The sequence below is a fragment of the Aquiflexum sp. genome (assembly GCF_977115555.1).
Genome location: NZ_CDSBKL010000158.1, coordinates 1 through 8681, shown reverse-complemented (window position 1 = coordinate 8681; position 8681 = coordinate 1). Strand labels below are relative to the sequence as shown.

5 protein-coding genes and 2 pseudogenes are annotated in these 8681 nt (G+C 41.0%); 4 read left to right on the top strand and 3 right to left on the bottom strand.

Annotation, left to right across the window (positions count from 1 at the left end; translation table 11 throughout):
- From ACZFYI_RS10850 to ACZFYI_RS10835, 4 genes and pseudogenes are all read left to right on the top strand, one after another.
- Window positions 1-544 (top strand): annotated as a pseudogene (locus tag ACZFYI_RS10850) (hypothetical protein); the annotation flags it as partial.
- A gap of 267 nt (window positions 545-811) precedes the next feature.
- Window positions 812-1366, top strand: a complete 555-nt coding sequence (locus tag ACZFYI_RS10845) for a DUF5034 domain-containing protein (RefSeq protein ID WP_462524150.1) — start codon at window positions 812-814, stop codon at window positions 1364-1366.
- A 618-nt stretch (window positions 1367-1984) separates the two neighbouring features.
- A complete protein-coding gene (locus ACZFYI_RS10840) occupies window positions 1985-4408 on the top strand; it encodes a glucosidase family protein (RefSeq protein ID WP_462524149.1) in 2424 nt (807 codons plus the stop codon).
- Window positions 4409-4571: 163 nt separating this feature from the next.
- The gene (locus tag ACZFYI_RS10835) at window positions 4572-5081 is read left to right on the top strand and encodes a hypothetical protein (protein WP_462524148.1); all 510 of its coding nucleotides are present in this window, start codon (window positions 4572-4574) and stop codon (window positions 5079-5081) included.
- 272 nt (window positions 5082-5353) lie between these two features.
- Here ACZFYI_RS10835 and ACZFYI_RS10830 read toward each other — a convergent pair whose 3' ends face one another.
- From ACZFYI_RS10830 to ACZFYI_RS10820, 3 genes and pseudogenes are all read right to left on the bottom strand, one after another.
- Window positions 5354-7570 carry a DUF5916 domain-containing protein gene (locus tag ACZFYI_RS10830; protein ID WP_462524147.1) on the bottom strand — a complete coding sequence of 739 codons (2217 nt, stop codon included), beginning with the start codon at window positions 7568-7570 and terminating at the stop codon, window positions 5354-5356.
- A gap of 190 nt (window positions 7571-7760) precedes the next feature.
- Complete coding sequence (locus tag ACZFYI_RS10825; protein WP_462524146.1) at window positions 7761-8180, bottom strand: secondary thiamine-phosphate synthase enzyme YjbQ; 420 nt, start codon at window positions 8178-8180, stop codon at window positions 7761-7763.
- Between the two features lie 7 nt (window positions 8181-8187).
- A pseudogene (locus tag ACZFYI_RS10820) lies at window positions 8188-8681 on the bottom strand (ORF6N domain-containing protein); the annotation flags it as partial.

The window sequence follows — 8681 nt, the reverse complement described above, 5'->3', positions numbered from 1 at the left end:
GGACGAAGACCAAATGGCAGCGAGAAATCAAATGACATCCATAGATCAGGAGCTCATTCGCCCGGAAAGTATTCCCCAATCTGATTTTCTAAGGATGGCGGTATTTCAATATTTGATTGGAAATACAGATTGGTCCATCCAATACCGTCAAAACATAAAACTCATCAATGTGGATAAGTCCTCATTGCCAATTGCGGTGCCCTATGATTTTGACCATGCGGGTATGGTAGAAGCACCTTATGCCAATCCGGCTCCCGAACTCAAAATGCTTTCAGTGGTAGAGAGGAGGTATAGGGGATATTGTATGGCAGACATGCAGGATTTTGATGAAACTTTTTCTTTGTACAGGGAAAAAAAAGATGCCATATATGCCCTGTATTCAGAAAGTGTTTTGCTCGATGAAAAATCTATTAAATCAGCTGTCAAATACCTCGATGGATTTTATGATATAATAAATAATTCCAAGAAGTTGAAATCTGAATTCCAATACCCCTGTCTTGAGGATGGTACCGGCAACGTGGTCATCAAAGGACTTAAAAAGTAATCCCAACATCCAAATAAAAAAGTTATCCACATTATTCTTTTTTTATTACAACCTCAATCCAAGTTTTACTGTCCTCTTTATCCATGTCGCGGAAAAGGCAGGAAATTCGTCCAAAATAATAATATCAAACTTGTCATCTGGGGAGAAATTGCAGCAGTAAACTAGTATTTCTGGGAATAATTTATTTGATTGGTAACGGATTGGAATGGTGATTCACCTCATCCCAATCCTAGGATTACAATTTACTATCTCGCAAAGAATACAGCTATGTTTAAAAACTCATTTATCAACACCATGGGTGTTGGATTATCGTTGGTATTCGCTACTTCCTGCGAAACTCCCTGTAAAGATACTCTTTTCGAATTGACAGAATTATCCATGGTCCCAAGGACAATTGATGGATCCGGCAACAGCATCTGGTATAACGATGATGCACTTCCAATAAACAGGTTGACAATCAATATCAAGATGACGAAACCTGTTCAGGTACTATTCAATCCAAGCCCGGAATGTCCGGTGGTTTTCAAAAACAGCAATCCTGTAACCATGTTCCAATTGGTAAGCAATGAGGATTTCAATGACAATTTTCCTGCCGGAACTGATCTGTTTGAATTGACTACATTTTCAGATCTGACGCAGACCTATACCAAAGAAGAATTTGTGGATAACTTTGTAAACGAATCCAATTTTGGAACTTTTTATTTCACATTTACTGAGAGCCCTCAGATTGCCGAAATGCATTCCTTGAAAATCATAGCAAGGTTTCAGGATGGCTCTACCATACAATCTTCCATCATTCCGGTATTGTTTACGCCGTATTAAACAACCAAATATCATCTTATCCACATTGTTTTTGGCGATGCTTATGTTTTTTTTCCACTGTTCCCTTGTCTCCATCATAAGAAAAAATGAACAGATATGCGGTAGCAATGGAGCCCCCTTCACTTCGGAAGTACTCCTAAGGAAGAAAAATGTTCAACACCCTTCAGGGTCGTGGAAATCTTGTTTTCAATTTCTAATCCACGGGTTTCACCCGTGGCTATTGAGAGGTTTGACCCCTTTAAGTGTCTCTATTTATTGAAAACTTTGATTTATTTCCGACCATGAAGTGGTCTAACTTTTCAATAGCCCCCGGTAAAACCGGGGGAAGATGGATGAGGATAGTATAGCAACAACCCCAGAGGGGTTGAATTTTTTCGAATTAGGATTTCAAATCCCAAAAAATATAAGAGTGGAATTACATACCGACAGCTATCTTCCCCCACCGAGTCTAGGAGAAGAACCTCCTAAATTTGATTCACTTCACTATGTTCGGACTGAGGCAAACACAAAATTCACTGATAGGGTTGAATGAATTTTTTTCAAACCAAGCTGAAACATCTTATTGAGGGTTGATTGAAAAGGTTTAACTTTATTCAATAGCCATCAATATAGAAATCTATGAATCTTCGTCATGCTTTGTTTTTTTTGGGCATAGCACTGCCTTTGCTTTTTTCATGCAATAATAATTCAACCCAAAATCCTTTGTCTTTCCAATTGGATAATAATGAAGGCCTAATTGGAAATCCTGAATACCTAGCTACCCCCTTCGTAGCCGCCGGAGACCGGGTCTATATGGTCGGACATCAGGATGGAACCTTTCCTGATTTGGGTTGGCATGTCAAAGGAGAGATGGGCGGGATTTGGAACCATCCTATCAAACTCATGGACGGTTTTACTGCTACAATTATTGGGGAAGACAATTCATATTGCCTGGATGCTGCCCATCAATTCATCAATTACCCTTTTGCAAATAAGCACCTCTTTCAAACGCCTATTCCCGGATTGGAGGTAGAAAGGTTTCAGTTTGTTCCTGACGGAGTTCAGGGAATGGTGATTGAGTTCACCTTCAGGAATGTGGATAAGACTGAAATATCCTTTGATTTTGAGTTTACGGGGTACACTGACCTGATGCCGGTTTGGTTGGGAGAGAGGGCTGGCATGACTGATTTTGAAGACCAAATCTCCTTTGATGAGGGCCGGCAGTCTTGGTTGGGAAAGGATGAAGGCAATGATTGGTATGTACTATTTGGAGCTAACCAAAAAGCGAAAAATACAGAGGGACCTTCTGAAAACTGCAATTATTCTCCCCAAGGAAATGGGAAGGCAGCCAAATTAAGTTATGAAATCAAACTCAAGCCTGAAGAATCAAAGCATAATCGGTTTTTTATAGCAGGTTCTTATACCTCAAAGACGGATGCCGAAAAAACCTTTGACAAGTTGAATCTGAATGCTGAAACCTATTTGGAAGACAAGAAGAAACACTATAGGCAGATTGCTTCAAAAGCCAAAATCACGATTCCTGACAAAGAGCTTGAAAAAGCCTTCGAATGGGTCAAATACAATACCGAATGGCTGGTAAGAGAAGTTCCTGAAGTCGGGAGAGGTCTTGGGGCAGGCATGCCGGATTATCCTTGGTGGTTTGGTGTGGACAATGAATATACCCTCAAAGGAGCCATTACCACAGGAAGAAAGGATTTGGTTTACAGCACCATCGAACTTATCCACAATCTTTCTGAGGCCAACGGAAACGGAAAGATCGTCCACGAGGTGAGCTCCAACGGCGTGATTTTCAATCCGGGCAATATCAATGAAACCCCGCAGTTTGCTTCGCTGATTTGGTGGGTATATCAGTGGACCGGAGATCGGGAGTTTTTGGCTCAGTATTTCCCCACTGTCAAAAAAGGACTTCATTGGCTGATGGATGAAAATGACAAGGATGGGAACCTTTTTCCGGATGGCTATGGCATGATGGAGATCCACGGCCTCCAATCTGAAATGATAGACGTGGCCGTTTACACCCAGAAAGCTTTTGCGGATGCAGCACAAATGGCCTTGGTAATGGGAGAGGACTCTATTTCCAAGAGTTATCAACATACCGCTGAGCTCCTAATAGAAAAAATCAATGAGGATTTTTGGGTAGAGGAATTCAATGGCTATGCGGATTTTATCGGCACTGCCAAGGAAGCCATACATTTGGTGGATGCTGCCATCATCAGGGCGGATACACTCAACAAGCCTTGGGCTGTAGAGGAATTGAAAGCGACAAGAAAGAAGTTATCCACATATCCTCCAAACAAAAAGCAAGGCTTTGTTATCTTCCATAATTGGGTGGTCAATACGCCTATGGAAATGGGAATTGCAGATCCTGATAAAGCCCTCATTGCTTTGGATAAGGGGAAGAAATTCACCAATCCTTTTGGTGTCTTTGTCACGGGAATTGACAGAGATGAGTCATCAGACTTGGCAGATGGCTCTTTTGTAGGTAGCAAGGCTTTTTCCTATACCGGGGCTGTTATGACTTTGCCGACAGGTGTATCTGCCATTGGAGAGAACAATTATGGTCGCCCAGATGAAGCTTTGAATTACCTGAAGCGGATGACAAAGTCTTTTGGATTTGCCCTTCCGGGATCTATTTATGAGGTTTCCCCTGATTATGGGATGATGGCACAGGCGTGGAACCTGTATAGTTTTGGTGTACCGATTGTGACCCAGTTCTTTGGTATTCAGCCGGATGCAGGTAATAAAGTTATCCACATATCCCCTGCTTTTCCGAGTTCTTGGAAAGAAGCCAAAATTGAAAATGTAAGTATTGGCCAAAATATAATCTCTTTGGAATTTCAGTTGAAAGAAAACGGCGAGGCAGAAGTAATCCTCAACCAATCAGATGGGGATTGGGAAATTGTATTTTCATGGCCCGAAGATCGGCAAGACCAAGCCACCCTAAACGGAAATAAAATAGAGGTCAATAGCAATAAGGGCAAAAACAGGATTACATTTACCGGAAGAAGCAATACCCTGGTCTTGAAAGGAGCAAATAGATGAAAAACAAATGACTTCTAAAAAATCTGATCAATCCAAAGAATGACATTTTACTCGATTGGAGAATTCGAGTTGTATGATCTTTGGAAATTTTAATATTGGACCATTAATTTTGTGAATTAAATTTATCCCATTTTGTAGCTACAGTTTTTGAGACCAGTTAAACATGAAGAAAAGCTTTAAAACATCCAGGAAGGCCAAATATTCCTTCCTTGACAAATTAGTAGAAGCTATAAGTCTTTTGGTATTGATTGGGCTTTGGTGGCTGACTTATTACTTTCAGCATCAAAGTCTGGAAATTGTACCTGAAGATTATGATTTTTTCCGAAACCCAACCGAATATTGGGCAAGCAAAATGACCTATTCGGTTCCTTTTGTAGCGACTATTTTATATGTAGGATTGACACTCTACAATAAAAATAGACAATACGGAGATTATGCTGTTCAAATAAATAAAGGCAAAGGGGCCGTTTTGAGACAAATCAACAAGCGGCTTTGGAGATGGCTCAAACTCAATATCCTCTTGATGTTTGTCGTTCTCGAATATTTTTCTTTCCATACCGGATCCAATGCGGGAACAGGCATCTCGGGGTGGTTTATCTTTGCCTTTCCTCTTTTGCTCTTTGGTCCGGTCATCTACTTTTTTGTAGAATTCTCAAAAAATCAATTGAAGTAATTCAGAATTACGAATTCAGAATTTTTCTTTTGATGCATATCCTTATGATATCGATATTCATTGATATCCTATACTTCTTGATATTGTTTCTAATACCGAGGTTGATATTGAATTTCAAGCGCAAATTCAGGATTTTTGATAATTTGACTTCCTCTCAAATATCCCATAACATCCCCTATCTCCGACTATAATATCCACCAATCTCCAATATCCATGAATATCTATCTTCTCACCCAAATAACCATTAACCAAATAACCCAATATCCCCTTTTTTAAATATTGAACCAATAATTCAGCTTCATAACCAATGCCCGCTGTTTAGGCATGAAAGTGGAGGGGAAATAATTGTCAGTATACACGATAAAAAGATCTGAAACGGGTGCATAGCGCCATTGGATCCGAGTATTGATATTGATGTTATCAATCTGATTGTTATACTGAATAAAGGTTGTCCAAAAAAGACTTTTGGTAAAAGTCAGGTCTATCCTTGGGCCGATGAGAAACAGGTCTGCATCATTTTGCGGCTCAGGAAGTCTGATTTTATTGTAACTGAAATTCATCGAAATATTGGCGATATAGCCCATTCTCCAGCTCATCGTTCCCTGCAGGGTTTTGATATTTCCTGTAAAATATTCCCCAAAATCCCCCCTCAAATTGATATTGATCTTATTTCTTGGATTGCTGATATACCTGAATCCGATCAGAGAATTATTGTAATCCGTCCCTGCTAGCAGCGGTTCCCCACCGGTCCTCGTCGGGTCAAAATCCCTAAACAGGTAGGTGTATCGGTTTGAGGCAGTAACCGTCAGGGTAGAAAGTGATTGGAAACGAATCCTGTAAAAAAGAGAATGCAGGCCATCAGTCACACCAAGTTCTTCGTTCCAAAGTGTCTCTGTTTCCACACCGGGACCATGTCTGTTGATCAAATTTGACTTAGGAAAAAATTGATATTCAAACGAGGCAAAAGCCCTTTTGTAATCGTTTCTTGGAGTAAAGCCTACTACAGGGTTATAATTTTCACCCACTTGGGAAAATGCCACCGAGGCAGCTATGGAAGGGGTGGCGTAGTTCAATGCCGCATGGGCAGTCGCGGTATTGTCCAAATCTTCCTTCTCGAAAGTCTTGTGGTAAAAAAACTTTCCGGTCCACTTGTTATCTTTGGAGGCAAGGTTGTAATCTACTCCAAGCAACCTGTTGGAAAGGCTGTCATTGAAGATCGGAATGTCTAGTTCTTGGTTCAAGGTTTCTCTGTTGACAAAGATGACTCCGATATTTGACCTCGTAAAAACCTTTCTTTGGATTGCCGCCACGGAGAAATTTTTCCCTTCGATTCCCCTCTCTACATCATTGGCAGTTTGCATATTCAATGCCCCGATCCGCCAGTTGTCATCCAACTTTCCGCTGAGCCTGCCACCGAAAAGTATCTGGTTTTGCACATTTTGACCGGTAGTCTCGTCCCTGTCTACCCCAATCCTCCGGGAGAAAAAAGGCCTGAGGTTGGTTGCTCCAAAATCCGCAAACAAGTCAGCATTTTCTAAGAAAAACTGCCTTCTTTCTGGGAAAAAGATCTCAAAACGGTCCAAATTGGTCACCTGTTCATCTACCTCTACCTGCGAAAAGTCAGGATTCACTGTCAGGTCCATATTCAAGGCCGGACCAATACCAATCTTGGCATCCCCACCTACAGTAGGTTTCAGAGGATTGGAAGTACCTTCTATAAAGTTCCTGTCAGTAGCCATGGCCACATAGGGTATCAGGGACAAATTGGTATTTTCTTTTTTGAGCGGTTCAGAAAAGATCAATTTCCTGCTGAATGCCAGGTTAATTACATTGAAGTTTCTTGGAATTGGGGACCAAGTGCTCCTTTCATTGTACTTGCTGTCGATCCTGTAAAAATTTACATTCCAATTGCTTGCACCGTCATTGTATCTTAGGGTCGAAAAGGGGATAGCGGCCTCTATAATCCAATGGTCTTCATAAATCTTGGCTTCCGAATACCATTTGTTGTCCCAAGCCAAATTGAGGTCTGTGGATAACATGCCTCCATTGGCAATCAGGGATTCTCTTTGAACGCCATATGGATTGATACCAAACTGAAATCCACTGCTGTAATCATTGAATGTATCGAAGACAAATGTCACTCCGTCATTTTGCTCTCCACGGTAATCCCTTCTCAGGGAAGTGCTGACGTATTCATTTGGCTCTCGGGGGCCAAGGTTGTACATCACCGCAGCGATATAAAGGAATTTTTCATCAAAGGCGATTTTAACCCTAGTTTGGGCTTTGGCAAGTGAGGTGTCAGAAGGGAAAAACTGTTGAAAATCCTGCGCCCATCCTTCCTGTTGCCAGATCGGTTCATCCAATACCCCATCCAGCTTGATCTCCATTTTTATCTTGTCCGCGATGATAGCAGGCATATCCTTACCCGAAGTCTGGGAGAAAGATATGCCAATATGGGCAAAGAAAAGAATGGTGAAAAGCCGTTTCATTAAGAGAACTTTGATCTCCAAATTAGCCTTTGAAAAGTTGGGGGCTTCCCTGAATTATACCAAAGGCAAAATAAAAGCATTTGAGGCAGAATAAACCAATTTGGAAAGTTTAAATGAAAAGCATCCTAGATTCAGGTCTTTCTCAATGGTTTTTTTTATGTCCTGCTTTAAGCAAAAAGGTGTTTTCCGCCTAAGCTCCCATGGCGGTCAGAATGATATTCCTAGGACCTCCTTGGTTTCGAAATTCACAGAGGTAAATTCCCTGCCATGTTCCCAGATTGAGCTTTCCGTCTGTGATCGGAATCTGGAGGCTATTGCCAAAAAAGCTGCTTTTGATATGGGCAGGCATATCGTCATCTCCTTCATAATTGTGGATAAACTTCGCGTAGCCTTCCGGAATCAGGTCATTGATAAAAGTTTCGAAGTCTTTTCTCACCGTCGGATCCGCATTTTCGTTGATCGTCAACCCGGCAGAAGTATGTTGGATAAATACGTGGAGAATCCCTGCCTTGATCTGCCGGATTTCAGCCAACTGCATCTCGATGATGGAGGTGATGAGGTGAAAACCCCTCGGATAGGGCCTGAGGCTTATGGTTTTTTGGATGGTCATCTTCGATTTAATTTCTTATATTCTTCAAAATGTCCAAAATCTTTGTGACTTCTAAATCGATGATAGAAAAAGCAAACCATTTTTTGCCTAAATCTTTCAAGGAGGCCCCAATGTGATATAATGTTGCTTCATCGAGAATCAAAAACCGATCATGGGCCAATGTAAACTCATGGATATTCACCTTGGGATATTGGCTGTTGTACTTATCGACATCAAGTTTGAATTGCTTTCCAATGTTTTTTGTGAAGATATCCACAGTGACCGATTCCTTTCTTTTGGTAAACAATGTAAGAACTGTGTCGTCTACATAATTGTCAATCAAGATGATGGATTTATTGGCCTTTCTGATCAAATCAGAAACAAAAATATAAGCATCAAAAACCTGTCCGTCAAAGAATATCCCTTTCTCAGGTTCTTGTGCTTTACTCTCCAAGGCTTTGAAAATCTGATCAAATTTTTGGTCTGTTTCCAGTTGTTTTAGCTCAATTCTGTCCAATCTTT